Below are 24,168 nucleotides of genomic sequence, written 5' to 3'. Positions count from 1 at the left end.
CGCCCAAGCCGGTCGCGCCCGTCGCTCCGGCGCCCGCGGCCGCGCCCTCGGCCCCCGCCGCCGTCGCCCCGGTGACCATCCGCGTCGATCTGGATCGAGTGGACCGCCTGATCAACGTGGTCGGCGAACTGGTCATCCAGCAGGCCATGCTGGCCCAGCGTGTCATGGAGAGCGGCCTGGCCCGCTCGTCCGACATCGCCCTGGGTCTGGAAGACCTGGAGTTGCTGACGCGCGACATTCAGGACAGCGTCATGGCCATCCGCGCCCAGCCGGTGAAGTCGGTGTTCCAGCGCATGCCGCGCCTGGTCCGCGAAGTCGCCGAAATGACCGGCAAGCGCGTGCGTCTGGTCACGTCCGGCGAGGACACCGAGGTCGACAAGACCGTGGTCGAACGCCTGGCCGAGCCGATCACCCACATGCTGCGCAACGCCATCGACCACGGGCTGGAAAGCGCCGAGGAGCGCGAAGCCGCCGGCAAGCCCGCCGAGGGCACGGTGCGTCTGGCCGCCCTGCACCGCTCGGGTCGCATCGTCATCGAGATCGCCGACGACGGGAAGGGCATCAACCGCCCCCGCGTGCGCGGCATCGCCGTGGATCGCGGCCTGATCGCCGAGGACGCCGTCCTGACCGACGACGAGGTCGACAATCTGATCTTCCTGCCCGGCTTCTCGACCGCCGAGACCGTCACGGACGTCTCGGGCCGCGGCGTCGGCATGGACGTGGTCAAGCGCTCGATCCAGGCCCTGGGCGGCCGCATCTCGATCAGCTCGGTGCCGGGCAAGGGCTCGACCTTCACCCTCAGCCTGCCGCTGACGCTGGCGGTGCTGGACGGCATGGTGGTGTCCGCCGCCCAACAGACCCTGGTCGCGCCCCTGTCGGCCATCGTCGAGAGCCTGACCCCGAACGTCGAGGACATCCACCACGTCGGCGGCCATGACGCCGTCATCCGCTTCCGTGAAGAGTTCGTGCCCCTGGTGGACGTGGCCCGCGTCATGGGCTTCCGCGACGACGCCACGACCCTGATAGGCGGCGTGGTCATGATCGTCGAGACCGAGGCCGGCTCGCGCGCCGCCCTGCTGGTCGACGCCATCAACGGCCAGCGCCAGGTGGTGATCAAGAGCCTCGAGACCAACTACCGCCACGTCGACGGCGTTTCCGCCGCGACCATTCTGGGCGACGGCAGCGTCGCCCTGATCCTCGACATCGACGCCCTGGTCATCGCCGGGCGCCGCAAATCCAATCGTCCTGAACTGAAGATGGCGAGCTGAACATCATGACCGAAGTCACCTCCAACGTCGCCGGCGCCGACCGCGAACTGATCGCCTTCCGCATCGGCGAGCAGGAATTCTGCGTCGACATCATGAACGTCCGCGAGATCCGCGGCTGGACGCCCGCGACGCCCCTGCCGCGTTCGCCGTCCTACATGAAGGGCGTCATCAACCTGCGCGGCATCGTCCTGCCGATCATCGACCTGGGCGCCCGCTTCGGTCTGGCGACGGCCGAGCCGACCGCCCGACACGTCATCATGGTGGCCCATATCGGCAACCGCCTGGTCGGCCTGCTGGTCGATGCGGTGTCGGACATCGTGCAGCTGACGGACTCGACCATCCAGCCGACGCCGGACGTCGCCAGCGACCATGTGAAGACCTTCGTCCAGGGCATCTTCGCCGTCGAGGGCGGCCGGATGATCAGCCTGATCGACCTCAACCACGTCCTGCCGGCCGAAAGCGAAGCCGAAGCCGCATGACCACCGCCGCCGGGCGCACGTCCCTGGTGGAAGGCGAGTTCGTCTTCACCGCCGAGGATTTCCGCCACATCGCCCAGACCCTGCACGCCCACGCCGGCATCGCCCTGAGCGAGGGCAAGGCTGCGCTCGTCTATTCGCGCCTGGCCAAGCGGCTGCGCGTGCTGGGGCTGCGCAGCTTCCGCGACTACTGCGCCCTGATCGAGGGCGTGGAGGGCGTCGACGAGCGTCAGGCCATGACCGCGGCTCTGACCACCAACGTCACCCGCTTCTATCGCGAGCCGCACCACTTCGATCACCTGCGCGACCACGTCATGCCGGAACTGGCGGCGCGGGCGCGGGCCGGCGGGCGCGTGCGCCTGTGGTCGGCGGCCTGCTCCAACGGACAGGAGCCCTATTCCATGGCCCTGACCGTGCTGGACGTCCTGCCGGAAGCGGCGGATCTGGACGTGCGCATCCTGGCCACCGACATCGACCCCAACATGGTGGCCGAGGGCGCGGCGGGGATCTATTCGGACGAACTGCTGTCGCCGGTGCCGGCGTCCGGCCGCAAGCATTTCGAGCCGGTGGCGGGCGCGGCCGGCCGGTTCAGCGCCGACGCGACCCTGCGCCGCCTGGTCTCCTTCCGCGAGCTGAACCTGATCGGCGACTGGCCGATGCGCGGCAAGTTCGACGTCATCTTCTGCCGCAACGTGGTCATCTATTTCGATGACGCGACCCAGGAATTGGTCTGGAGCCGCTTCACTCCGATGATGAACCCGGGCGCCACCCTCTACATCGGCCATTCCGAGCGCGTCAGCGGCCCGGCGACGGCCCAGCTGCAGACCTGCGGCCTGACGGCCTACCGTCTTGGAGGCCGGGCATGAGCGGGCCGGTGAGAGTCGTGGTGGTCGATGACAGCGCCACCATGCGCAGCCTGATCAGCGCCGTCCTGCGCCGCGATCCCGAGATCGCCGTGGTCGGCACGGCCGCCGACCCGCTGGAGGCCCGCGCCGCCATCAAGGAACTGAACCCTGACGTCATCACCCTGGACGTCGAGATGCCCAATATGAACGGGCTGGAATTCCTCGAGAAGATCATGCGGCTGCGGCCCATGCCCGTGGTCATGGTCTCGACCCTGACCCAGGCGGGGACCGACGTGACCCTGGCGGCGCTGGAGGTCGGGGCGGTGGACGCCGTGGCCAAGCCCGCGCCGGGCGTCCCGGCCCAGGAAGCCTTCGCCGACCTGGCCGAGAAGGTGAAGATCGCCGCCCGTTCTCGTGTTCGCCCGCTGGAAGCGCGCGAGACGCGCGCGGTGGACAGCGCCTATCGCGCCGATCCGAACCATGTTCTGGCCATCGGCGCCTCGACCGGCGGGGTCGAGGCCCTGCTGAACATCCTGTCGGCCTTCCCGGGCAATTGCCCCGCCACCGTCGTCACCCAGCATATGCCGGCGACCTTCACCAAGAGCTTCGCGGCCCGTCTGGACAAGGCGTCGGGCGCCACGGTCACCGAAGCCGTCGACGGCGCGCCCCTGGCGCCCGGCCACGTCTATATCGCCCCCGGCGGCGAGACCCATCTGGAAGTCTCGGGCGGGCGGTGCCGTCTGGTCCGCGCCGATCCGGTCAACGGCCACCGTCCGTCGGTGGACGTCCTGTTCAACTCGGTCGCCCGCCTGGGCCGCTCCATGACCGGCGTCATCCTGACGGGGATGGGCAAGGACGGGGCGCGCGGCCTGCTGGCCATGCGTCAGGCCGGCGCCCGCACCCTGGGCCAGGATGAAGCCTCCAGCGTCGTCTACGGGATGCCGCGCGCCGCCTTCGAACTGGGCGCGGTCGAGCGCCAGCTGTCTCTGCCCCGTCTCGCTCCCGCCATTCTCGAGCTGTGCGCCGCCGGCGCCCACGCCTCAAAGCCTGTTGCGTAAGGACCGCCTATGCCTGCCGCCTCCGCCCTGAACGTCCTGGTCGTCGACGACCAACTGACCATGCGGTCCCTGATCCGCAACAGCCTTCAGCAGATCGGCGTGCGCGAGATCTCCGAGGCCGCCGACGGCGAACTGGCCCTGCGGTCGATCATCACCAAGCCGGTGCATCTGGTCATCTCGGACTTCAACATGCCGAACCTGGACGGTCTGGGCCTGCTGCGCGCCATCCGCGCCCACCCGCCGACGTCCAAGACCGCCTTCATCATGCTGACCGGCCGCGCCGACCGCGAACTGGTGCAGCGCGCGGTCCAGTTCGGCGTGAACAACTACCTGGTCAAACCCTTCACCACCGCCCAGCTGAAAGACAAGCTGGAAGGCGTGTTCGGCCCGCTGACATGATCGGCGCGGGCGACCAGCTGGCGACGGAACGGCGCGTCCATGTCGGTCAGGGCGAGCACCTCGTGACGTCCGATCCCGACGTCGTGCTCTCGACCGTGCTCGGCAGCTGCGTCGCCATGTGCCTGCGCGATCCGGTGGCCGGGGTCGGCGGCATGAACCACTTCCTCCTGCCCGAAGGCGCGGGGGCGGGGACCGATGCGGGGCGCCGCTACGGCGCCTATGCGATGGAGCTGCTGATCAACGACGTGCTGAAGGCGGGCGGGCGTCGCGAACGTCTGGAAGCCAAGCTGTTCGGCGGCGGGCGGATGTTCGACTCGCTGAAGGACGTGGGCACGTCCAACGCCGACTTCGCCGAACGTTTTCTGGCCGACGAGGGCATCCCCGTCGTCGGCGCCAGCCTCAGGGGCGCCGGGGGGCGTCGACTGCATTACTGGCCGGTGAGCGGTCGGGCGCTGCAGCGCGCGGTCACGGACGCGGTCGCCCCGCGCCCGACGCCGCCGCCGCCGCCCGTCGAATCCGGCGCGCTGGAGCTGTTCTGATGAACGACTACGATCCGAGAGGCCTGCTGGCGGCGGTCTCCGCCGAACTGGCCGACATCCGCGCTGGCATCGACGAGGCGGGCGACCTGGTGTCCGAACTGCTGAAGAGCGCGGCGCCCGAGCAGAGGTTGACCTTCCTGACCCGGATGCAGGCCTTCGACGTGCTGAGTCAGAGGGTCGACGCCCTGTCGGGTCTGGCGGGGGCCCTGGCCGAAGATCAGCCGATGGACACGGCCCTGGCCGCCCTGCCGCTGGCCGAGATGGCGGACCGCCTGCGCGAGGTCTCGCTGCGGGTGAAGTCGCCGACGGCCGCCGCCGCGCCCGCCGTCGTCTGCGGCGATCTGATCCTGTTCGACTGACCATGAGCGCCGCCGACCGCGTCAATCTGGAGCAATCGACCGTCCTGCTGATCGACGACAATCCGCAGGCGCTGGATATGCTCAGCTCCGTCTTCCTCGGCTTCGGCGTCAAGGAGCAGATCAAGTGCGCCTCGGCGACGGAGGCGGTGCGGGTGATCCAGCAGCGCGCCGTCGACCTGATCGTCATCGATTGCGCCGACCCGGCGATGGACAGCTACGCCTTCGCCCGCTGGCTGCGGCGCGAGACACCGGCGCCCTTGCGCTTCATTCCCATCATCCTGCTGACCGGCCACGCCTCGCAATCCAAGGTGCGTGAGGGGCGCGACTGCGGCGTCAGCTTCGTCGTCACCAAACCCCTGACCCCGGCGGTGCTGCTGAAGCGCATTCTGTGGCTGGCCGGGGACGAGCGTGAGTTCGTCGAGAGCGAAAACTACGTCGGGCCCGACCGTCGCGTCCGCAATTTCGGCCCGCCGCTGGGCATACCGGGGCGGCGCAAGGACGACCTGTCCGCCCACGTCGGCGCTGCCGTCGAGGCCAATATGGACCAGTCCGACATCGATATGCTGCTGAAACCCCAGAGGGTCGCCCTATGAGCACTGACAAGTGACCGAAGCCCGCACCCTGAAGGTCAAGACCACCCTCGCGCGCCAGATGGCCCAACCGGGCGGCCGCACCGTCGCCGAGGTCGAGCGCCGCGCCAACGAACGACTGGAGCGACACCGCGACGACGTGATGACCACGGTCGCCGGCACGGTAACGGAGCTGGAACTGGTCTGCATGGCCGCCGCGCCGGGCTCGGAGCCGGACGTCTACAGGCTGGCTTCGTCCCTGTTGGACACGGCCGGCTTCTTCGACACCGGCCCCCTGTATGACGCGGGCTACAGCCTGTGCGAGATCGCCGACCGGATGCAGGCCAGCGGCGCCTGGAGCTGGCCCTCGGTCCAGGTCCATGTGCGGGCCATGCGCCTGATCCTGACCGGCGGCTGCAAGGCCGACGCCGCCACCGAGGCCCTGCTGACGGGCCTGCGCTCGGTCGCGGCCCTCAGTCGTCAGGCGACCTGAACCTACACCCGCAAGAACAAAGAAGGGATCAGGCGACGGCGTACCGCGCCGTGATCCCGTCCGGCTGGAAGTCGTGCTCGGCCAGCTTGTCCAGCGAGACGAGGACGCGGGCGACGAAGTCCTCGGGATCACCCTCCTCGACGGCGGGGCGCAGCCAGTCAGTGACGACGGCGCGGGCCGGATAGGCGCCGACCGGGCCGGGCACGCTGAGCGCCACCTCGATCCCTTCGGCGATCCAGCCGGCGACCGTGGCGAAGAAGTCCATGCCCGCCAGGAAGTCGGAACGGCGCACGACATAGAGGGTGATCTCGCCGCGCTCGACGCCGTCGGGGCGGATGATGACGCCGCTGCGGTCGGGCCGCCAGTCGTCGGACAGTTCGACCGCTCGCCACAGGCAGAACCAGACGCGGCAGGTCTGGGGCCTGATTTCATGTACCGAACAGCCCGCCCCGTCGACGCAATAGCCGCACAGCTCGCCCGTCGGTTTGGCCAGTTCGGGCAGGTTCAGCGGGATCACGCGGCAGCACTCGACGCAGCCGCCGCAGGTCCGGTCGGGAAGGAGGGGAAGGGACATGAGCGGGGTTTAGCGCAAGGCGGCGTGGAATGCGCGATCAAGGATGGTCAGGGGCGCTGGCGCGGGACCAAAAACGCCTGGTCGATCATGGGGTCTCTGCGGCTGGCGTCCTTCCATATGAAAATGATGTCGGCTCCGAAGCTGATTTCGAAGGGTCCATAGGCCTTGGACGCCGGTAGCGGTTCGCGGCGAATGAGGCCTTTCTCGCCGACAATACTCAGCCCGTTGGTTCCGACGGCTACCAGAGCGTTTCCATTCTGGCTTACGCCATGAAGTGCTTCGGTGCAGAACGGCTCGCCGTCCCCACGGACGTAAGGTTCCTCTCCCGTCGGGCAGGGGCCGAAATAGAGTCTCTTGACCTCGCGCCCGCACACTTCAACGAGGCGACCATGAGCGCTCATATGCATCAAGCCGATCGCCGCTGCGACGCAGTCTGGCCTCCACGGTATGCGCGACAAGCCCTTGACCGGATCGCAGTCAGGGTTGAGGGGGCCGGCGCACAACTCGCCCGACGTATTTTTTGCAACATCAATGACTTCGCCGCTGTGCCGGTCGATGCTCATCAGGCCTCCGCCCCATTCGCCCACGTTCAGTCCAACGAAAATGCGCCCAGGCGTTGTCAGAACAACGCTTCTGGGTAGGGCGGGGACGCGGAGGGTGAGCGGCGTGATAGTCGTGCGCCCGCCGTTGAATGATATAAGGCGCTGCGACGTCAGAACACTCAGGCCGGCCCGGTCGCAGGTCAAGCTGACCAAGCCTTCTCCTGATTTGGGGACGGTTCCAACCAATACCCAGCGATCTCCCTTCAACTCCTGAACGGCCCAGGTGTCGGGTTGTCCTCGCCGGTCTATGACAATGGCGGGCCCCTGTTCGCGGACGCATAGGCTGTGCACCGGGGAAGCGAGTTCCGCCCGGATCGGCTCGGCCGCTTCTTCGGCCACGCTCCAGAGCTTTCCGGTTTCCGAAAGAAGCCACAAGCGTCCGTCGCCATACTCCGCTCGCTCGATTGAATAGTCGTTCTTGCGGTAAGGAGGATTGATGTCGGGTCCGTATGCGCTGGGAGAGAAGCGTTCCCATGGCATAGAAATCGCCCCGACAAAGATCGCGCATCCGATCAGAACCGTTATCAGTAGATACGAAGCGCCTTTAGGCATTCAATTGCTTCCCAGATCGAATGGTTCGGCTTGTATATCTGTGCAGATGCGGGTGGTGCTGTCGAGCACGAGAATAAAGGTGTCGCAGCGCCGTTGGGGAAGGCGCGGAAATCCATCCAGCCGGTTTCCATGAGCTGGAAACAAGCGCTGGTCCGGTCTATCGCCCCCTCATGCATCTACGCTGAATTCCGTAGAGAATCCCTCTAGGCTCATCCCCATGCATGGGCGGTTCCCGATCCTCTATATCGCCGAGGCGGACGCAGAAGACGCGGTCCTCTCGTCGGGGGCGCTCGCCCATCTGGTCGAAGCCATCCCGCACGCCACCTTCACCGTCGTCGGTTCGCCGGCCAGCGCGCCGCTGTTTGCGGACCTGCCGCGGCTGGAGCGGCTGATCGTTCTGGACCGCGACGGGCGCTGGGACTGGATCGCCCTGTGGAACCAGGTGCGCGAGACCAACTGGGGGCTGGTGGTCGACATGCGCGGCTCGACCCTGTCGGGCAAGCTGCGGCGTCAGAAGCGGGCGGTGAAGGGCAAGACCCTGCCCGACGTGCATCTGGTCGAGCAGGCCGCGCGCGTGCTGCAGTTGGACGAGATCCCGGCGCCGAAGCTGTTCATCGGGCGAGACTCGCAGGAGGCCGCCGACGCCCTGATCCCGCCGGGTACGGGCCCGATCCTGGCCATCGGGCCGGGCGTGGACTGGATCGGCAAGCGCTGGCCCGCCGACCGTTACGCCAAGGTGGCCTTGTCGCTGCTGGGCGAGGACGGGCCTCTGGCCGGCGGGCGGCTGATGATCGTCGGCGAGGAGGCCGACCGCGACGCGGCCCACTCGATCCGTTTCGCCGTCAAGCGCGAGCGGGTGATCGAACTGCAAGGCCGGCTGACGCGGCTGCAGACGGTCGCGGCCCTGTCGCGGGCTGACTTCTATATCGGCGGGGACTCGCTGTGGACCCAGCTGGCGGTGGCGGCGGGCGTGCCAGCGGTGGGGGTGTTCGGCCCCTCGGACGAGACCCTGCGTCGCCCCTGGACCGGGGTGGCGGTGCGCGGTCCGCGCAGCCTGCAGGAGTTCATCGACATGGACCCGCGCCTGAACCAGCACATCCAGCACATGATGGACCTGCCCTATGAGCGGGTGCTGAAGGCGGCGAAGAAGCTGCTGGCGCAGTTGGCGGACTGACCTCTCGGGGGTTGTCCCCTGGGGCGTCGGACGCGCATAAGCGCTCGACCTCAGGAGATGCGCCAATGACCCAGACCTATGACCTGATCGTGCGGGGCGGCGAAGTCGCCAATCACGCCGGACGCGGCAAGGCCGACGTCGGCGTCATCGACGGCCGCATCGCCTTCATCGGCGACCTGAGCCAGGCCTCGGCGGGGGAAGTGTTCGACGCCACCGGCCTGACGGTTCTGCCGGGGGTCATCGACACCCAGGTCCACTTCCGCGAGCCGGGTCTGGAATGGAAGGAAGACCTCGAGACCGGCAGCCGCGCGGCGGCCCTGGGCGGCGTCGTCGCCGTGTTCGAGATGCCGAACACCAACCCCAACACCACCGACCCCGACACCATGGCCGACAAGCTGGTGCGGGCGAAGGACCGGATGTGGACCGACCACGCCTTCTACGTCGGCGGCACGCATGAGAACGCCGAGCATCTGGGCGATCTGGAGCGCCTGCCGGGCTGCTGCGGGGTCAAGGTCTTCATGGGCGCCTCGACCGGCGACCTACTGATCGCCGACGACGAGGGGGTGCGCAAGGTCCTGTCCAACGTGCGCCGCCGCGCCACCTTCCACTCCGAGGACGAATACCGTCTGGTCGAGCGCCGCAGCCTGGCCCGCACCGGCGACTGGACCAGCCACCCCGAGGTCCGCGACGCCGAGAGCGCCATCATGTCCACCCGCCGTCTGGTTGGTCTGGCCAAGGAGACCGGCGCGCGCATCCACGTCCTGCACGTCACGACCAAGGACGAGATGGAGTTCCTGCGCTTCCACAAGGATGTCGCCACCGTCGAGATCACGCCCCAGCACCTGACGCTGGTGGCGCCGGAAGCCTATGAGCGTCTCGGCGCCTACGCCCAGATGAACCCGCCGATCCGGTCGCAGGAGCACGTCGACGCCCTGTGGCTGTGGGGCATGCAGCAGGGCGTGGCCGACGTCCTGGGTTCGGACCACGCGCCGCACACGAAGGAAGAAAAGTCCAAGCCCTATCCGGCCTCGCCGTCGGGGATGCCGGGGGTGCAGACCCTGGTGCCGCTGATGCTGACCCACGTCGCTGAGGGGCGCCTGTCGCTGGAACGCTTCATCGACCTGACCTCGGGCGGGGCGCAGCGCGTGTTCGGCACCGCCAACAAGGGACGGATGGCCGTCAGCTATGACGCCGATCTGACCATCGTCGACCTGAAGGCCAAGAAGACCATCACCCACGACCAGCAGGCCAGCCGCTGCGGCTGGACGCCCTTCGACGGCTTCGAGACCACGGGCTGGCCGGTGGCCACCATCGTGCGCGGCCGCGTGGTGATGAAGGACGGCGAACTGATCGGTAAGGCGCATGGCCGCCCGGTCCGGTTCCAGGAAACCCTGGCGGGGTGAGCGGCCCCAAGCCCACGCTCGGCCTGATCGGCTTCGGCGCCTTCGGGCGGCTGACGGCGAAGCATCTGGCGCCGTGGTTCGACATCCTCGCCCACGACCCGGCGGTCAGCGACGGCGAGGGCTTGGCGCGGCTGACGACGCTGGAGGAAGCCGCCGCCTGTCCGGTGGTGGTGCTGGCCGTGCCGGTCGGGGTGCTGGCGGAGACGGTCGCGGCCATCGCGCCGCATGTGACGCCCGGCGCCCTGATCCTCGACGTCGGCTCGGTGAAGGTGAAGCCGGCGAAGGTCATGCTGGAGGGGTTGCCCGAAGGCGTGGACGTCGTCGGCACCCACCCCCTGTTCGGTCCCCAGAGCGGCAAGGACGGCATCGCCGGTCTGCGCATCGCCGTCTGTCCGGTGCGGGGCGACAAGGCGGCCTGGCGCGTGGCCGCCTTCTGTCGCCGGGCGCTGGGCCTCAAGGTCTTCGTCGTCACGCCCGAGGATCACGATCGCGAGGCGGCCACGGTGCAGGGCCTGACCCATTTGATCGCCAAGGTCCTGCTGGCCATGGAGCCGCTGCCGACGCGTATGACCACGACCAGCTTCGAGCGGGTCATGCAGGGCGTCGACATGGTCCGCCACGACAGCGCGGCGGTGTTCCGCGCCATCGAACACGACAACCCCTACGCCGCCGAGGTCCGCCGCCGCTTCTTCGACCTGGCCGAACAGGCGCGGGCGGAACTGGACGGGTAGGGCTCAGCGCGGCTTCAGGATGAAGTCGGCCACCGCTTCGACCAGGCCGGGGGCCAGCGGCAGGGCCGGGTCCATGTAGGTGGCGACATTGGCGGCGCGGTCGGCGGGCGCGACCTTCAGCACATGATTGACGCCGTCCCAGACGACGAGGTCGGCGCGGGGTTGGGCCGCCTTGATCGCCTCGGCGTCGGCGACGCTGACCTGCAGGTCGGTGGTGCCCTGACCGACGAAGATCGGGCCGTCGTAGGCGGCGGCCAGCTTGGTCGGGTCCAGCGCCAGCCACGAGATCAGATAGGGCTGGACCGAGGGCCGGAACAGGGCCGCCAGCGACGCCGGCGGGTTGGCGACGGTGCGACCGGCCTCCAGCTCGGCCAGGGTGGCGTAGGCCTCGGTTTTCAACGGCTCCGGCAAGGTCGCCAGCTGTTCGCGCAGCACCACGCCCGCCGGGCGTCCGGCGCCGGACAGCAGGACCAGGCCGCAGACCTTGTCGTCGCCGTTTGCGGCGGTGGCCAGGGCGACCAGAGCGCCCTCGCTGTGGCCGATCAGCCAGGCGCAAGGGCGGCCCGTCTTGGCTGCCGCTTCGGCGGCCCAGGCGCGGGCGTCGTCGATATTGGTGTTGAAGCGCAGGTCGGGCTCGGCGGGACCGGCGGCGCCGCTCTCGCCGATGCCGCGCTTGTCGATGCGGATCGTGGCGATGCCCCGATCGGCCAGACCCTCGGCCAGCAGGCGATAGGTCCCGGCGCGGATGCCGAACTGGGCGCTGTTTCCGTCGCGGTCGGTCGGGCCGGAGCCGGGCAGGATGACGGCGGCGGCGCGCGCCTGGCCGTCCGGCGTCAGCAGGGTTCCGTGCAGGGGCGCTGGCGTCGAGGGCAGCGCGACCGGCGTCGAAACCGGCGAAAGCAGCAGGGCGGCGGCGAGGGTCAGCATGGTCGTCTCCGTCTTGAGAAGCGTGAAATCAGAAGGGTTGGCGGTCGGGATCGGTGCGCCAGACGCGCCAGCTCTCGAACCCGGACCAGACGGCGGCGATCAGGACGGCGGCGATCAGGCCGATCAGTCCTGCGGGCTGGACGATGAAAGGGCTGGCGATCAGGCCGACCGCGCCCAGCCAGAACATCAGCCGACCGGCCAGGCGGTTGGAGCGGTCCCACGCCAGCCGTGACTTGTAGGTCCAGGGCGTCTTCACCCCGATGAAGGGGTTGGGGCTGACGCGGCCCAGGGTCGCGCCTGTGATCAGCAGGATGAAGGCGAGGAAGGCCATGGAGCCGCCCGGATGGCTCACGCCGGACGCAGCGGCGGGGCCGAGGCTGGCCCAGCCGATGAAGACGGCGACCGCGCCCATGATGATGATCGACAGCCATTGCCCGCTGCGAAGTCCCTTGCGGCGGACCGGGTCGGCGACGGTAGCGGCCTGACGTCCGGTCATCCAGGCGACCAGCAGATTCAATGCGGCCAGCCCCGCCAGGGTCGCGGCGAGTTCATAGCGGCTGCCGTAGCGATTGGCCTGTCCGGCGGCGTCGAAATGCACCGGGATCGGCGTCTCGGGCCCATACGTCGCTATCCATGCTGCCGCCGTGAGGATCAGAAGCGAGACGATGGCGGCGGCCGTGTCGGCCAGAGTGAGACGTTTCATCGGGTCTCCTCCTCGTCGGTTTTGCCTGTTCCGCTCAGGTCCATGAGGAAGGCCAGGGCCTCCTCCACCGCCGAGATCTCCAGCCGGTAGCGGATCGACTGGCCCTCGCGTTCGGTGCTGACCAGTTCGGCCTCCTTCAAGGCGTTGAGGTGCCCGGTGACCGTCGGCCAGCTCATGTCGAAGGCGGCGGCGATGTCGCCTGAGGACAGGGGGCCGGACCGCAGCATGGCGATGATGCGGCGCCGCACCGGATGCGACAGGGCTTTGAACAGACTGTTCATAGGCAAGAGGCTAATTAGGAATTATCCTAAATACAACCCTCGTTCGTCGAGGCGCGGCTGGCCTTCGGCGGGCGCCCGGCCTATGGCTGAGGTTGTTTACTTGCTGCGAGTCGTTCTCATGGAAATCCGCGATCAGATCGTTCTCATCACCGGCGGCGCGCGCGGCGTGGGCGCGGCGGCGGCGCGGGCCTTTGCCGGGCAGGGCGCGCGGGTGGTGATCAACTGGCGCGCCAGCGGCGAGCAGGCGCAAGCCTTGGCCGACGAACTGGGCGAGCGCGCCATCGCCATCCAGGCCGATGTGACCGACCGCGCGGCGGTCGGGGCCATGGTGGCGCAGGCCGAGGCCCATTTCGGCGGGCCAGTCAGCACCGTGGTCAACAACGCCCTGGACTACAGCTTCAATGGCGACGCGCGCGCCCAGATGGCGGACATTCCGTGGGAGGACATGGAGCGTCAGTTCTCGACCGTGATCCGCGGCGCGTTGAACGTCATCCAGGCGACGGCGCTGGGCATGAGCGCGCAGACGTTCGGCCGGGTGGTCAACATCGGCACCAACCTGTTTCAGAATCCAGTCGTGCCCTATCACGACTACACCGCCGCCAAGGCGGCGCTGCTCAGCCTGACGCGGACAGCGGCGGGCGATCTCGGCCCGTCGGGGATCACGGTCAACATGGTCTCGGGCGGTCTGCTGCGGACCACGGACGCCAGTGCGGCGACGCCGGACGCCGTGTTCGACCTGATCGCCGGCATGACGCCGCTGCGCTCGGTGACCACCCCGCAGGAGTTCGCCGATGCGGTGCTGTTCTTCGCTTCGCCGTGGAGCCGGGCGGTGACGGGCCAGAACCTGGTGGTCGACGGCGGGCTGGTCAGGGACTGAATACGAAAAGGCCCCGCCGATGATCCGGCGGGGCCTTTTGCTTTAGCGGCGAACCGGGTTCGCGCCCTCGAAGGTCATGAAGCGGGCGGGGGCGCCGCTGCCGAAGCGCATGACGTCGTAGCGTTCGGGGGCGTAGCCGGGGGCCTCCATGCCGGGCGAGCCGGTCGGCATGCCGCCGACGCCGATGCCGCGCGCGGCGCCCGACGATTTCAGGAAGGCGTCGACGGCGGCGGCGGGGACGTGGCCCTCGATCACCTTGCCGTCGACCACGGCGGTGTGGCAGCTCCACAGGGACTGCGGCACGCCCAAGCGGATCTTCACCGGGGCCAGGTCGTCGGTCGGGACGACGCGGATGGCGTATCCGGCCTTGCGCATATGCTCGACCCAGCCGCCGCAGCAGCCGCAGGAATCGCTCTTGTAGACGGTCATGTCCGAGGCTTGCGCAGCGGTGGGCAGGCCGTTCAGCAGGAAGCCCGCGCCGCCCAGAATGGCGACGCCGGCGGCGAGGGCGGAAATCTTGAGCTTGTTCATGGTCAGGCCGCCTCGGCCGGATAGCCGGCGTCGGCCAGGGCGGTCGTCAGGGCCTGGCGGTCGGCGCCGCTCGTCACCTCGATGCGGCGAGCCTCGATGTCGGCCTTGATTTCAGCCGAGGCGTCGACGCCGTGGATGGCCTTCTCGACGCTGGCGACGCAGCCGCCGCAGCGAATCTTGGGAATGGTCAGGGCGATCATTGGGAAGCTCCTTGGGAAACAGCGGCGGACGAACCCGCCAGGTCGGACAGGATGGGGCAGTCGGGCCGGTCGTCCCCGGCGCAGCAGTGCGACAGGGTGCGCAGGGCGTCGGCCATGGCCTGCATCTCCTTGATGCGGGCGTCGAGGTCGGCGACGTGTTTCTCGGCCATGGCCTTGACCTCGCGGCTGGGCCGGTTGTGGTCACGCCACAGGGACAGCAGGCGAGTGATCTCCTCGACGGAGAAGCCGAGGCTGCGGGCGCGGCGGATGAAGCGCAGGTCGTTCAGGTCGCGCTCGCCGAAGTCGCGGTAGTTGCTCTCGGTCCGCTCCGAGGGCCGGATCAGGCCGACGGACTCGTAGTAGCGGATCATCTTGGCCGAGACGCCGGTGGCGAGAGAGGCCTTGCCGATGTTCATCGGGCGGCTCCTTCTTTCTGGGGTTTGGCGATCTCGGGTTTGAAGGCGCGCAGACGCAGGGCGTTCAGCACCACGCTGACGCTGGACAGGGCCATGGCCCCCGCCGCCAGCATGGGCGATAGCAGATAGCCGAAGGCCGGATAGAGGACGCCCGCCGCGACCGGGATCAGCAGGACGTTGTAGCCAAAGGCCCAGGCCAGGTTCTGGCGGATGTTGCTCATGGTGGCGCGCGACAGGCCGACCGCGCTGACCGCGCCGCGCAGGTCGCCGCCGGTCAGGACCACGTCGGCGCTTTCGATGGCCACGTCGGCGCCGCCGCCGACCGCCAGACCGACGTCGGCCGAGGCCAGGGCCGGGGCGTCGTTGACCCCGTCGCCGACGAAGGCGATGCGGCGTCCGCCGGTCTTCAGGGCGGTGATGGCGGCGACCTTGCCGTCGGGCATGACCTCGGCGTGAACCTCGCCGATGCCCAGGCGGCGGGCGACGGCCTCGGCGGTGCGGCGGTTGTCGCCGGTGATCATGGCGGTCTTCAGCCCCAGTTCGTGCAGGGCGTTGATGGCGGCGGCGGAGGTCGCCTTGATCGGGTCGGCGACGGCGATGACGGCGGCCAGACGACCGTCGACGGCGGCGTAGAGCGGCGTCTTGCCCTCGTCGCCCAGACGGGCGGCGGCCTCGGCGAAGGCGGCGACGTCATGGCCCAGATCAGCCATGTAGCGGTCGGCGCCGACCTCGATGCGACGGCCCGCGACCCGGCCGGCGACGCCCTTGCCGGGCACGGAGGCGAAGTCTTCGGGGCGGGCGACGCTCAGGCCGCGTTCGGCGGCGGCCTCGACCAGGGCGCGGGCCACGGGGTGTTCGGACTGGGCCTCGACGGCGGCGACCAGGGCCAGAACCTCGTCTTCGTCAAAGCCCTCTGACACGGTCAGGTCGGTCAGCTCGGGGCGGCCTGCGGTCAGCGTGCCCGTCTTGTCGAAGGCGATCAGGTCGACGCCTTGCAGGGCCTGCAGGGCCTCGCCCTTGCGGAACAGGACGCCCAGTTCGGCGGCGCGGCCGACGCCGACCATGATGGAGGTCGGGGTCGCCAGACCCATGGCGCAGGGGCAGGCGATGATCAGCACCGCCACGGCGGCGACCAGGGCCATGCCCAGCGTCGGTTCGGGGCCGAACAGATACCAGACGGCGAAGGTCAGGACGGCCACGGCCATGACGACGGGCACGAACCAGCCGGTGACGCGGTCGACCAGGGCCTGAATGGGCAGCTTGGCGCCCTGGGCGGTTTCGACCATGCGGACGATCTGGGCCAGCACCGTCTCGGCGCCGACCTGCTGCGCCTCGAAGCGGAAGGCGCCCGTGGTGTTCAGGGTGCCGCCGACGACCTTGGCGCCGGCGCTCTTTTCGACCGGGATGGGTTCGCCGGTCAGCATGGATTCGTCGAGCCAGGACGCGCCCTCGGTCACCACGCCATCGACGGGGACGCGCTCGCCGGGGCGCACCACGACGATGTCGCCGGGCTGGACGCTGTCGATGGCCACGTCCTGCTCAAGCCCATCGCGCACCACACGGGCGGTCTTGGCCTGCAGCGACATCAGGCGGCGGATGGCCTGACTGGTCTGGCCCTTGGCGCGGGCCTCGATCCAGCGTCCCACCAGGATCAGCGTGACGATCACCGCCGCCGCTTCGAAATAGACGTTGGCCGTGCCCTGGGGCAGCAGGCCGGGGGCGAAGGTCGCCACGGTGGAGAAGGCCCAGGCCGCGCTGGCGCCCAGCACCACCAGGGAGTTCATGTCGGGGGCGCGGCGCAGCAGGGCCGGCACGCCCTTGCGGAAGAAGATCAGGCCGGGTCCGAACAGGACGAAGGTCGCCAGAACGAAGCTGATGAGCCGCCAGTTTTGCACGCCGATGGTCTCGGCCAGCCAGTGGTGCATGCCGGGGATGAAGTGCGAGCCCATCTCCAGCACGAAGAGGGGCAGCGCAGCGATCCCGGCGATCAGGACGGCGCGGCCCAGGTTGCGGATCTCGGCGGCACGGGCCGCTTGTTCGCGGTCGCCGACCTCGACGTCGCCCTGTTCCGGCTGCTCCAGCACATAGCCGGCCTGCTGCACGGCGGCGGCCAGATCGCGGAAGGCGACGGTTCCCGACAGGAAGCGGACCGTGGCCCGCTCAGTCGCCAGGTTGACGCTGGCGCTCAGCACGCCGGGCACGGCGGCCAGGGCCTTTTCGACGCGACTGACGCAGCTGGCGCAGGTCATCTCGCGCACCGGATAGATGACTTCTTCCTCCAGCGGCTCATAGCCGGCGGCGCGGATGGCGGCGGCGACGGCGGCGGGCGATCCGTCGGCGTCCAGCACCACGTGGGCGCGCTCGGCGGCCAGGTTGACGCTGGCCTCGGTCACGCCGGGCACGGCGCGCACAGCCTTTTCGACCCGGCCGACACAGCTGGCGCAGGTCATGCCGAGGACCGGCAGTTCAAGGGCTTTCAGGAAGGCGTCGGACATCGGCGGAGGCTTTCGTCGTTTACAGCCTGAACCTTCTAAACCTTCCCGTCATGGTAAGGTCAACACCCCCTCGTGAGGGTGTGATCGGGCCGACGCGTAAGGGTCTGGAGAGCTGATTTTCCAACGGAGCGCCCCATGTCCCTGTTTCGTCTTCTGCCTGTCGCCGCCGTCGCTGCGGCCCTGATGCTGCCGTCCGCCGCCGCCGCCCACGCCCGTCTGGTCAGTTCGACCCCGGCGGCGGGATCAAGCGTGGCCTCGCCGCGCGCCATCAGCCTGACCTTCAGCGAGAAGATGGCCCCGGCCTTCTCGACCTTCGAGGTCGTCAACGCCGCGGGCGTGAAGACGCCGGTGCGCACGACGGTCAGCGAAGACGGCAAGACCCTGAGCGCGCCCGTGGCCCGACCGCTGGCGGCGGGCGCCTATGTCATCAACTGGCGGCTGGCCTCCAGCGACGGCCACCGCATGACGGGCTCTGTTCCCTTCACCGTGCGCTGACCGTGGAGGCCTGGCTGATGGGGCTGCGCGCGGCCCAGTATGCGGCGGCGTCCGTGGTGCTGGGCCTGCCCGCCTTCATGCTTTACGGCGGCGCGGTCTTCGGAGGGCAGGCGCCGCGCTGGGTGCGTCCGGTGCTGGGAGGCAGCGCGGCGGCCCTGACGCTGCTGGCGCTGGCGGCCCTGGCCCTGCAGACCGGCTTGATGGCCGGGGCGCTGGATCAGGCGCTGAACCCGGAGGCCCTGAGCTTCGTCGTCGGCGGCACGGCGCTGGGCGCGGCCTATGCCGTGCGGGCGGGGGCGGCGTTGCTGCTGATCCCGACGGTTCTGTTCCTGCGTGCAGGGCGGGGGCTGTGGTCGGTCGCTCTGGGGCTCGGCCTGATCGTCGCCGCCAGCTTCGCCTGGACCGGTCATGGGGCGGCGACCGAGGGGGCGGGGCGCTGGCTGCACCTGACCGCCGACATCCTGCACGCTGTCGCCGCCTTGATCTGGATCGGCGCCGTCTTCGCCTTCGTGGCGCTGGCGATGCGGTGGATCGAGGGGGATGCGGCGGCACAGGCCGCTCTGGCGACGGCGCTCGGCGGCTTTGCACGGGTAGGGACGCTCTGCGTCGCCGTTCTGCTGGTGACCGGCCTGATCAACAGCGCCTATCTGGTCAGCGTCGAGCGCGCCTTGACCTTGGGCGAGACGCCCTATGGCCGCCTGCTGGCGCTCAAGCTGGCGGCGTTTGCGGCCATGCTGGGGCTGGCGGCGCTGCACCGGTTCCGCTCGACCCCGGCGCTGGAGCGGGGCGGGGGCGGACTGGCGGGGCTGAGGCTCAGTCTGGGCGCGGAACTGGCCCTGGGTCTTCTGATCCTGGGATTGGTCGGGGCGATGGGGATGCTGGCGCCGCCGGCATCCCTCTGATCGCCTAGGCCTTCTGGGCCAGCTTGCGGCGGGTGGCCTGATGCACCGTCCAGTCCCGCGCCAGCTTGATCCACAACAGGATGAAGCCGCTGATCACCATGCTGAGCGTCAGGATGGTGATGATGATCAGGGTCGGATGGTTGAAGTTCTCGCCGGTCTTGAAGTCGAGAATGTGCAGCCGCCAGAAGAAGTCATAGAAGCGCCAGACGCCCGAGCGACGCGTGACGACCTCGCCCGTTTCCGGCGACAGGTAGAAGCTGGTGTGTTCGAAATCATTGAAGTCGACGCGCCACAGCGGGCCCTCGCGGCCCGTCTCGCGCGGGGCCTCGTCGAACAGGGTGGCCTTTTGGGCCTTGGCCTCGCCGCGATAGGCGGCCTGGGCCAGACGCAGGGCCTCGGCGCGGGGGAAGGCGGCGAAGGGCTTGCCGTCCAGGGCCGACAGGATCACCGGGGCGCCGTCCGCGGGCGTGAAGACCCAGGCCGGGCCGCGCGGGGTCTGGCGCAGTTCGGCCTTGTCGATGGGCGCCGACAGGCCGGTCGCCGCCGTCTGCATCGGGATCAGGGCGTCGATGGCGAAGGCGGGATAGTCCGGCTTCTGGAAGCGGTGCTCGCTGCGGACGGTCTCGATGGGAATGGCGGTCATCACCAGCCCCCCGCCGACCCAGAACAGCACCTGCAGACCAATGACCAGAGCGACCCATTTGTGGATCTGTGTCGAAAGCCGAAGCAGTTTCATGGCGATGAGCCCCCTCTCGCGTTCTTTCCGCGCCCTTGGGCGCGTCCCTGCATGATCCTACGCGCCGTTCGCGGCCATCCCTCAGGCCGGCGTGATAGTCTTAGACGCGTCTGTGGCGTCCTGTCGCAAGGGGCGTCAGGCCGATGCGCGTATTAGCAGTAAAGCCCGCGTCGAAATCGTCAGACGCGGTACGGTACAAGAAGGATGATCCTCCCTATGTCGAGCATGGCTCTCGATCGCAGGTCCCTGTTGCGCGGCGCGGCCGCGGGCGGCGGCATGCTCGGCCTTCAGGGCCTGCTGCCCGCCTGGGCGCAAACCGGGTCGCCGGGCCTGCGGGCCGACCTGCCGACGCTGACGGGACCGAACATCGACCTGAGCGTGGGCGAGGGCAGCTTCACCGTCGGCGGTCGCACCGGCCACGCCTTCATGGTCAACGGCCTGCTGCCGGCGCCCCTGCTGCGGATGCGCGAGGGCCAGAACGTGCGCCTGTCGGTGACCAACCATCTGGACGAGGACACCTCGATCCACTGGCACGGCCTGCTGCTGCCCTTCCAGATGGACGGGGTGCCGGGCGTCAGCTTCCCCGGCATCAAGCCGCACGAGACCTTCGTCTATGAGTTCCCGCTGAAGCAGTCGGGCACCTACTGGTATCACAGCCACTCAGGGCTTCAGGAGGCCATGGGTCACTATGGTCCCATCGTCATCGACCCGGCGGGCGTGGACCCGGTCGGCTATGACCGCGAGCATGTTCTGGTCCTGTCGGACTGGAGCTTCCTGCATCCGCACGAAATCCTGGCCAAGCTGAAGAAGAGCCCCGGCTACTTCAACATGCAGAAGACCACCCTGGCGGGCCTGCTGGACGGGTCGGACGGCATGAGCCTGGCCGAGCGCCGGATGTGGGGCGGGATGCGCATGGACCCGCGCGACATCCTGGACGTCAACGGCACCACCTACACCTATCTGATCAACGGCCACGGTCCGGAAGAGAACTGGACCGGCCTGTTCCGGCCCGGCGAGCGGGTGCGGCTGCGCGTCATCAACGCCTCGGCCATGTCGATCTTCAACGTCCGCATCCCCGGCCTGGCCATGACGGTGGTGCAGGCCGACGGCGAGCACGTGCGCCCGGTCGAGATCGACGAGTTCCAGATCTCGGTCGCCGAGACCTATGACGTCATCGTCCGCCCGCTCGAGGACCGCGCCTACACCATCGTTTCCGAGGCCATCGACCGTTCGGGCATGGGCCGCGCCACCCTGGCCCCGCGTCTGGGCATGACCGCCGAGGTGCCGCCGCTGCGCAAGGTTCCGAACCTGACCATGGCCGATATGGGCATGGGGGGCATGGACCACGGCAGCATGGCCGGGATGGACCACTCTGCGCACGGAGCGGCCGCCGCTGGAGCTGCCGCCGCCGCGCCGATGGACCACGGCGCCATGAGCATGCGCGATCCGAACAACGCCCCCGCCGACATGGCGGTCGGCGTCGGGGTGGACGCCGTCGCGCCCGCGCCCGCCAACCGGCTGGGCGAACGTCCGCAGGGCCTTCAGGACGTGGATCACCGGGTGCTGGTCTATACCGACCTGCGCTCGCTGGAGCCGAACAAGGACACCCGCCCGCCGTCGCGGTCGATGGAGATCCACCTGACCGGCAATATGGAACGGTTCATGTGGGGCTTTGACGGGCGCAAGTTCTCGGAACTGGTCGAGCCGATCCGCTTCGAGCTGAATGAGCGGGTCCGCGTCACCCTGGTCAACGACACCATGATGGCCCACCCGATCCACCTGCACGGCCACTTCTTCCAGCTGGTCAACGGCCACGACGGGCATCAGCCGCTGAAGCATACGGTCAATGTGGCGCCGGGCTCCAAGGTGACCTTCGACCTGACCGCCGACGCGCCGGGCGACTGGGCCTTCCACTGCCACCTGCTGATGCACATGCACGCGGGGATGTTCAACGTCGTCACGGTTCGTCCGCTGGAAGGAGCCGCCCGATGAGCCGCGCCCTGTTCGCCGCTGTCGCGGTTCTGCCCCTGATGCTGGCCGCCGGTTCCGCCGTCGCCCAGAGCCACGGGGGGCATGGAGGTCACGGCGCCCACGCCGCGCCCGCCCGTCCGCCGCAAGCCCGGCCCCGGCCTGCGCCCAAGCCCAAGCCGCGCGCTGCTGCGCCTCAGCCGCGCCGCGTCGCGCCTCCGGCCGCGGCTTCGGCGCCTGCCGCCGACCCGCACGCTGGCCACGACATGAGCGCGATGCAGACGGCTCCAGCCCAGGCGCCTGCGGCCGACCCGCACGCCGGTCACAACATGGCGCCGACCCAGACCGATCCTCACGCCGGGCATGATATGTCGGCGATGACCGGCGGCGCGCCCAACATCCCGACCAGCGTGGACGCGGTCGGCGGACGAATGACCGAGACGCCGCCGCCCGCCGCCGCCCGCGCTGCGCCCGCCCATGCGGCGGACCTGCTGTTCGACCCCGCCGTCATGGCGGCGTCGCGCAAGCAGCTGCTGGCCGAGAACGGCGACGTGCGCACGACCGCAGTCCTGATCGACTCCATCGAGGCCGGCTTCGGCGACGGCGAGAAGAGCTACAGCTGGAACGCCCAGGGCTGGACCGGCGGCGACATCAACCGCTTCTGGTGGAAGACCGAAGGCGAGGGCGCGTTCGACGGCAAGCTGCACGACGCCGAGGTCCAGGCCCTCTACAGCCGCGCCGTCGCCCCCTTCTGGGACGTTCAGGCGGGCGTGCGTCAGGACTTCCGTCCCGACGGCGAGGATGCGACCCATCTGACTGTCGGGGTTCAGGGCGTGGCGCCCTACTGGTTTGAGATGAGCGCCGCCGCCTTCCTGTCGACCGAGGGCGAGCTGACGGCGCGGGCCGAGGCGGAATACGACCAGCGCATCACCCAGAAGTGGATCCTGCAACCGGCGATCGAAGTCGCGCTGTCGGCCAGCGACATTCCCGAGCTGGAGATCGGTTCGGGCCTGACCTCGGTCACGGCGGGGCTGCGGCTGCGCTACGAAATCCGCAAGGAGTTCGCCCCCTACGTCGGGGTCGAGTGGAGCCGCGCGTTCGGCGACACGGCCGACTACGCCCGGGCGCGCGGCGACGACGTGGACGCGACGCGCTTCGTCGTCGGGATCAAGGCCTGGTTCTGATGCGGCGGATCGGCGCGTGCGTAATTCAGGGTCGTGCGAACCATTCGCGTCGTGCTATCTGAAGCTCATGGCCACGGGTGGATTCAGGACGATGGTGTTGGGGGCGCTGCTGGCGCTCGTTGTCACCATGTTCGGTCTCGTGCCCGTCGCCGACGCTGCGGTCTGTGGTCTCGAACTACCGCATGACGTGGCGTCGGCCGATGTCGCTACGGCGGAGGTCCACGCCGACGATGACGGCGCGCCCGGGTTGGACGGCGACGCCAGTTGCGCCCACGGCCATTGCCACCACGCGGCCAGCGCCCTGATTCCCTTTACGGAAGCGCCGCCCGCGGCGTTTTCGGTCGCCGCGCGACCGTTCCCCTTGCTGAACGACTTGCTGACGTCGCGCGTGCCCGGCGGACTGGAACGCCCCCCTCGAACCTGAGCGGACGCCGCGCCGATAGGCGCGTCTTCTTGTCAGTCATTCGGGATATGAACCATGTCTTCCCTGAAACGCCGGTCGCCGCTTGCGGTCGCCGGCTGCGCCTTGGCCGCTATCGCGGCCTGGGACGTCGGCCCCGTGCGGGCCGACCCGGCGCCGTCCTATGAAATCCTGCTGGAGCGGATCGGCCGGAACGCCCCCGCCCGGGTCGAGGCCGACGCCCTGCTGGAGGCCGCCGAGGCGCGCGTCCGGCAAGCCGCTGTCCGACCCAATCCGGAGCTGGCCCTTCGCGCCGACGGCGTTATGGGGGGTAAACCCTATGCCGGATGGGGCGAGGCCGAGATCAGTCTCGACCTCACCCAGAACCTGGAGCTGGGCGGGCGTCGCGGCGCCCGCGTCGATGTGGCCCGCGCCGAAGCGGGGATCAGCGCCCTGCGCCGCGATCAGGCGGGGATCGACACGGTCGCCCGTCTGGCCCTGACCTATGCCGAGGCCGAGGCGGCCGAGCGCCGGTTCGTTCTGGCCGAGGACGCCCTGACCCTGGCCCTGGCCGACGCCCGCGCCGCCCTGTTGCTGGTGGAGGAGGGGCGCGAACCCCTGCTGCGCGGCATCCAGGCCGAAACCGAAGCGGCCATGGCGCGCGCGGCGGTCGAAGATGCGCGGGCCGAGCGCGACGTGGCCTTCGCCCGCCTGACCGCCGAGGCCATGCTGCCGACGTCGGCGACGTCGGTGGAAGCCGGGGTGCTGGACCGGACCTCGCCGGCGACGCCTGACGCCGCTGCATCCCTGGCGGTGCGCGTGGCGGAGGCCGAGGCGGAGGCGGCCGAGCGGCGCATCCGGCGGGAGCGGGCCGAGGCCCGGCCCAACGTCAGCGCCTCGGTCGGCGTGACCCGCTATCAGGCCGAGGACGCCACGGCCCTGACCGTCGGCCTTTCCATGCCCCTGCCTCTGTTCGACCGCAACCGGGGCAGTATCGACGCGGCGCGGGCC

At 69.4% G+C, this 24,168-nt stretch carries 29 protein-coding genes; 19 read left to right on the top strand and 10 right to left on the bottom strand.

Annotation, left to right across the window (positions count from 1 at the left end; translation table 11 throughout):
* The 9 genes from ACREEF_RS12680 to ACREEF_RS12640 form a co-directional block, all read left to right on the top strand.
* Positions 1-1,268 (top strand): chemotaxis protein CheA (locus ACREEF_RS12680; protein ID WP_431565933.1); only part of this gene is annotated, 1,268 nt, incomplete at its 5' end.
* 5 nt (positions 1,269-1,273) lie between these two features.
* Positions 1,274-1,747, top strand: coding sequence for a chemotaxis protein CheW (locus tag ACREEF_RS12675; RefSeq protein WP_431565932.1), 474 nt, complete (start codon positions 1,274-1,276; stop codon positions 1,745-1,747).
* Positions 1,744-2,610, top strand: coding sequence for a CheR family methyltransferase (locus ACREEF_RS12670; protein WP_431565931.1), 867 nt, complete (start codon positions 1,744-1,746; stop codon positions 2,608-2,610). The genes ACREEF_RS12675 and ACREEF_RS12670 overlap by 4 nt, the downstream gene beginning before the upstream one ends.
* Positions 2,607-3,647, top strand: a complete 1,041-nt coding sequence (locus tag ACREEF_RS12665) for a protein-glutamate methylesterase/protein-glutamine glutaminase (protein WP_431565930.1) — start codon at positions 2,607-2,609, stop codon at positions 3,645-3,647. The genes ACREEF_RS12670 and ACREEF_RS12665 overlap by 4 nt, the downstream gene beginning before the upstream one ends.
* A 9-nt stretch (positions 3,648-3,656) precedes the next feature.
* Complete coding sequence (locus ACREEF_RS12660; RefSeq protein ID WP_431565929.1) at positions 3,657-4,046, top strand: response regulator; 390 nt, start codon at positions 3,657-3,659, stop codon at positions 4,044-4,046.
* Positions 4,043-4,585 (top strand): chemotaxis protein CheD, encoded by a 543-nt coding sequence (locus tag ACREEF_RS12655; RefSeq protein ID WP_431565928.1) that lies wholly within the window; start codon positions 4,043-4,045, stop codon positions 4,583-4,585. Before ACREEF_RS12660 ends, ACREEF_RS12655 begins: the two co-directional genes overlap by 4 nt.
* Entirely contained in the window at positions 4,585-4,944 is a 360-nt protein-coding gene (locus ACREEF_RS12650) for a hypothetical protein (RefSeq protein ID WP_431565927.1), read from the top strand. Before ACREEF_RS12655 ends, ACREEF_RS12650 begins: the two co-directional genes overlap by 1 nt.
* A 2-nt stretch (positions 4,945-4,946) precedes the next feature.
* Positions 4,947-5,537, top strand: coding sequence for a response regulator (locus ACREEF_RS12645; RefSeq protein WP_431565926.1), 591 nt, complete (start codon positions 4,947-4,949; stop codon positions 5,535-5,537).
* A 10-nt stretch (positions 5,538-5,547) separates the two neighbouring features.
* Entirely contained in the window at positions 5,548-6,006 is a 459-nt protein-coding gene (locus ACREEF_RS12640; RefSeq protein ID WP_431565925.1) for a chemotaxis protein CheE, read from the top strand.
* A 28-nt stretch (positions 6,007-6,034) separates the two neighbouring features.
* On the opposite strand, the gene ACREEF_RS12635 is transcribed toward ACREEF_RS12640, so the two are convergent.
* Together ACREEF_RS12635 and ACREEF_RS12630 are read right to left on the bottom strand one after the other, a co-directional pair.
* The gene (locus tag ACREEF_RS12635; protein ID WP_431565924.1) at positions 6,035-6,580 is read right to left on the bottom strand and encodes a hypothetical protein; all 546 of its coding nucleotides are present in this window, start codon (positions 6,578-6,580) and stop codon (positions 6,035-6,037) included.
* Positions 6,581-6,627: 47 nt separating this feature from the next.
* Positions 6,628-7,734: a hypothetical protein gene (locus ACREEF_RS12630; protein WP_431565923.1), complete on the bottom strand. Its 1,107-nt coding sequence runs from the start codon at positions 7,732-7,734 to the stop codon at positions 6,628-6,630.
* Positions 7,735-7,951: 217 nt separating this feature from the next.
* Between ACREEF_RS12630 and ACREEF_RS12625 the strand changes: the two genes are divergently transcribed.
* The 3 genes from ACREEF_RS12625 (at position 7,952) to ACREEF_RS12615 (ending at position 11,042) form a co-directional block, all read left to right on the top strand.
* Positions 7,952-8,908 (top strand): glycosyltransferase family 9 protein, encoded by a 957-nt coding sequence (locus ACREEF_RS12625; RefSeq protein ID WP_431565922.1) that lies wholly within the window; start codon positions 7,952-7,954, stop codon positions 8,906-8,908.
* A gap of 65 nt (positions 8,909-8,973) precedes the next feature.
* Positions 8,974-10,311: a dihydroorotase gene (locus ACREEF_RS12620; protein WP_431565921.1), complete on the top strand. Its 1,338-nt coding sequence runs from the start codon at positions 8,974-8,976 to the stop codon at positions 10,309-10,311.
* Positions 10,308-11,042: a prephenate dehydrogenase/arogenate dehydrogenase family protein gene (locus ACREEF_RS12615; protein ID WP_431565920.1), complete on the top strand. Its 735-nt coding sequence runs from the start codon at positions 10,308-10,310 to the stop codon at positions 11,040-11,042. Before ACREEF_RS12620 ends, ACREEF_RS12615 begins: the two co-directional genes overlap by 4 nt.
* A 3-nt stretch (positions 11,043-11,045) precedes the next feature.
* Here the strand turns inward: ACREEF_RS12615 and ACREEF_RS12610 are convergent, their stop codons facing one another.
* From ACREEF_RS12610 to ACREEF_RS12600, 3 genes are read right to left on the bottom strand one after another with little or no spacing between them, the layout of a single operon-like run.
* Positions 11,046-11,969 carry an alpha/beta hydrolase gene (locus ACREEF_RS12610; RefSeq protein ID WP_431565919.1) on the bottom strand — a complete coding sequence of 308 codons (924 nt, stop codon included), beginning with the start codon at positions 11,967-11,969 and terminating at the stop codon, positions 11,046-11,048.
* A 28-nt stretch (positions 11,970-11,997) separates the two neighbouring features.
* A complete protein-coding gene (locus ACREEF_RS12605) occupies positions 11,998-12,672 on the bottom strand; it encodes an SdpI family protein (RefSeq protein WP_431565918.1) in 675 nt (224 codons plus the stop codon).
* Complete coding sequence (locus ACREEF_RS12600) at positions 12,669-12,953, bottom strand: metalloregulator ArsR/SmtB family transcription factor (protein ID WP_431565917.1); 285 nt, start codon at positions 12,951-12,953, stop codon at positions 12,669-12,671. The genes ACREEF_RS12605 and ACREEF_RS12600 overlap by 4 nt, the downstream gene beginning before the upstream one ends.
* A 118-nt stretch (positions 12,954-13,071) precedes the next feature.
* On the opposite strand from ACREEF_RS12600, the gene ACREEF_RS12595 reads away from it, so the two are divergent.
* Positions 13,072-13,830, top strand: coding sequence for a 3-oxoacyl-ACP reductase (locus ACREEF_RS12595; protein ID WP_431565916.1), 759 nt, complete (start codon positions 13,072-13,074; stop codon positions 13,828-13,830).
* 42 nt (positions 13,831-13,872) lie between these two features.
* Here the strand turns inward: ACREEF_RS12595 and ACREEF_RS12590 are convergent, their stop codons facing one another.
* Genes ACREEF_RS12590 through ACREEF_RS12575 form a run of 4 tightly spaced genes read right to left on the bottom strand, consistent with a single transcriptional unit; the run spans position 13,873 to position 17,472 of the window.
* Positions 13,873-14,361: a DUF411 domain-containing protein gene (locus tag ACREEF_RS12590; RefSeq protein WP_431565915.1), complete on the bottom strand. Its 489-nt coding sequence runs from the start codon at positions 14,359-14,361 to the stop codon at positions 13,873-13,875.
* 2 nt (positions 14,362-14,363) lie between these two features.
* A complete protein-coding gene (locus tag ACREEF_RS12585; protein WP_431565914.1) occupies positions 14,364-14,561 on the bottom strand; it encodes a heavy-metal-associated domain-containing protein in 198 nt (65 codons plus the stop codon).
* Entirely contained in the window at positions 14,558-14,977 is a 420-nt protein-coding gene (gene cueR / locus ACREEF_RS12580; RefSeq protein ID WP_431565913.1) for a Cu(I)-responsive transcriptional regulator, read from the bottom strand. The genes ACREEF_RS12585 and cueR overlap by 4 nt, the downstream gene beginning before the upstream one ends.
* A complete protein-coding gene (locus tag ACREEF_RS12575) occupies positions 14,974-17,472 on the bottom strand; it encodes a heavy metal translocating P-type ATPase (protein WP_431565912.1) in 2,499 nt (832 codons plus the stop codon). Before ACREEF_RS12575 ends, cueR begins: the two co-directional genes overlap by 4 nt.
* A 135-nt stretch (positions 17,473-17,607) precedes the next feature.
* Between ACREEF_RS12575 and copC the strand changes: the two genes are divergently transcribed.
* Both copC and copD read left to right on the top strand, forming a co-directional pair.
* On the top strand, positions 17,608-17,967 hold the full coding sequence (gene copC, locus ACREEF_RS12570) for a copper homeostasis periplasmic binding protein CopC (protein WP_431565911.1): 360 nt from the start codon (positions 17,608-17,610) through the stop codon (positions 17,965-17,967).
* A gap of 17 nt (positions 17,968-17,984) precedes the next feature.
* On the top strand, positions 17,985-18,869 hold the full coding sequence (gene copD, locus ACREEF_RS12565) for a copper homeostasis membrane protein CopD (protein WP_431565910.1): 885 nt from the start codon (positions 17,985-17,987) through the stop codon (positions 18,867-18,869).
* A 4-nt stretch (positions 18,870-18,873) separates the two neighbouring features.
* On the opposite strand, the gene ACREEF_RS12560 is transcribed toward copD, so the two are convergent.
* Complete coding sequence (locus tag ACREEF_RS12560) at positions 18,874-19,605, bottom strand: PepSY domain-containing protein (RefSeq protein WP_431565909.1); 732 nt, start codon at positions 19,603-19,605, stop codon at positions 18,874-18,876.
* Positions 19,606-19,821: 216 nt separating this feature from the next.
* Here ACREEF_RS12560 and ACREEF_RS12555 point away from each other — a divergent pair, with 216 nt between their 5' ends.
* The 4 genes from ACREEF_RS12555 to ACREEF_RS12540 form a co-directional block, all read left to right on the top strand.
* Positions 19,822-21,597, top strand: a complete 1,776-nt coding sequence (locus ACREEF_RS12555; protein ID WP_431565908.1) for a copper resistance system multicopper oxidase — start codon at positions 19,822-19,824, stop codon at positions 21,595-21,597.
* On the top strand, positions 21,594-22,757 hold the full coding sequence (locus ACREEF_RS12550) for a copper resistance protein B (protein WP_431565907.1): 1,164 nt from the start codon (positions 21,594-21,596) through the stop codon (positions 22,755-22,757). Before ACREEF_RS12555 ends, ACREEF_RS12550 begins: the two co-directional genes overlap by 4 nt.
* A 97-nt stretch (positions 22,758-22,854) precedes the next feature.
* The gene (locus tag ACREEF_RS12545) at positions 22,855-23,181 is read left to right on the top strand and encodes a hypothetical protein (RefSeq protein ID WP_431565906.1); all 327 of its coding nucleotides are present in this window, start codon (positions 22,855-22,857) and stop codon (positions 23,179-23,181) included.
* Between the two features lie 54 nt (positions 23,182-23,235).
* Positions 23,236-24,168 (top strand): TolC family protein (locus tag ACREEF_RS12540; RefSeq protein WP_431565905.1); only part of this gene is annotated, 933 nt, incomplete at its 3' end.

This window comes from Brevundimonas sp., from assembly GCF_050729455.1.
Taxonomy (GTDB): domain Bacteria; phylum Pseudomonadota; class Alphaproteobacteria; order Caulobacterales; family Caulobacteraceae; genus Brevundimonas.
Note: the sequence above shows the minus strand (reverse complement) of the source record. Positions and strands in the feature narration are given on the sequence as shown.